Below are 1,632 nucleotides of genomic sequence, written 5' to 3' on the forward strand. Positions count from 1 at the left end.
AGGGTTTCAGGCCCCTCTGCGAGGCGCCCATTGCGCAAAGGAAACTGACTGCGTTGTGGCAAGGTGGGAGCCGGCGCCGCCAAAGACCGGACAGTCAATGGCGCGTGATGCCCGACAGTTAGGGTGGTCAAGGGTGACGTCATTGGCACTGGTGAATCGACGGCAATCGATATCCCGTTTGAGAGATTGAGCAAGACGACGTACCCAAGGCGGTGCCGTTCCCATGGAGATGGTAATGGAGCACAGCAAAGGACAGCAAGGGCAGGCCAAGAAGAGGGGCCCGAAGCTGGAGGTGACGAACCCGAACGCGGCGGGCATAGACATAGGCAGTGCGGCGCACTACGTGTCGGTGCCGGTGGAGCGCGATGACGAGCCGGTGCGCGAGTTCAAGAGCTTCACGGTGGACATCCACAAGATGGCCGACTGGCTGACGGCGTGCGGGGTGGACACGGTGGCGATGGAGTCGACCGGGGTGTACTGGATACCTGTGTATGAGATCCTGGAGCGCCGAGGCTTCAAGGTGCTGCTGGTCAACGCCAGGCACGTCAAGAACGTGGCAGGCCGTAAGTCGGATGTGCTGGACTGCCAATGGCTGCAGCAGTTGCACAGCTATGGCTTGCTGCGGGGCGCGTTCAGGCCAGACGACCAAGTGTGCGTGCTGAGGTCGCTGAGCCGCCAGCGTGCGATGCTGCTGAGGCTGCAAGCGCGGCACATCCAGCACATGCAAAAGGCGCTGGTGCAGATGAACATTCAGCTGGCCAATGTGATCTCCGACGTGGTGGGCGAGACGGGCCAGAAAATTCTGCGCGCGATCGTGGCCGGTGAGCGCAACGAGTATGTGCTGGCGGGCATGAGGAACGTGCGCATCAAGGCCAGCGAAGAAGAGATCGTGCAAAGCCTGCGGGGCAACTGGCGTGACGAGCATGTGTTTGCGCTCAAGCAGGCACTGGAGCTATTTGATTTTTACGCCAAGCAGGTTGCCGACTGCGACGCGCTCATTGAGCAGCAAATGGTGGTGCTGCACCAGCATGACCGCGTGCCGGGCAAGGCTCGCAAAACCAGCCACCGCAACAAGCCGAAGTTTGACCTGCGCACGCGGCTGTACCAGATGTGCGGGGTGGACCTCACGCGCATCGATGGCATCGACGTGTGCACGGCCATGACGGTGCTGTCGGAGGTTGGCGTGGACATGAGCAAATTCCCGACGGCCAAGCACTTTGCGGCGTGGTTGGGTTTGTGTCCGGGCACCAAGATATCTGGCGGCAAAGTGCTGGGCAGCAAGACCCAGAAATGCGCGAACAAGACGGCGCAGGCCTTGAGACAGGCAGCGTCATGCCTGAAGAACAGCCACTCGGCCCTGGGAGCGTATTACCGGCGCATGTGCGCCAAGATGGACAAGCCCAAGGCGATCACGGCGGCAGCGCACAAGCTGGCGCGGCTGATCTACTCGATGATCACAAACGGCGAGGAGTATGTGGACAAGGGGCAGGCATACTACGAAGAACGCTACCGACAGCGGGTCGAGTACCACCTGCGCAAACGAGCCGAGAGCCTGGGCTTGCGCTTGGTGCCGATGGAGGTCGCATGAACACCCCTTGGCAAATCAATCACTTATGGTGTGTTTCTTGAGAG

The 1,632-nt window shown here is 60.8% G+C and carries 1 protein-coding gene; it reads left to right on the forward strand.

The annotated features are described in order from the left end of the window. Positions 1-235 precede the first annotated feature (235 nt). Positions 236-1,588 carry an IS110 family RNA-guided transposase gene (locus ABG80_RS10650; protein WP_152987576.1) on the forward strand — a complete coding sequence of 451 codons (1,353 nt, stop codon included), beginning with the start codon at positions 236-238 and terminating at the stop codon, positions 1,586-1,588. Positions 1,589-1,632 lie beyond the last annotated feature (44 nt).

It is taken from the genome of Aquabacterium parvum (genome assembly GCF_001447195.1).
Lineage (GTDB): Bacteria > Pseudomonadota > Gammaproteobacteria > Burkholderiales > Burkholderiaceae_C > Aquabacterium > Aquabacterium parvum.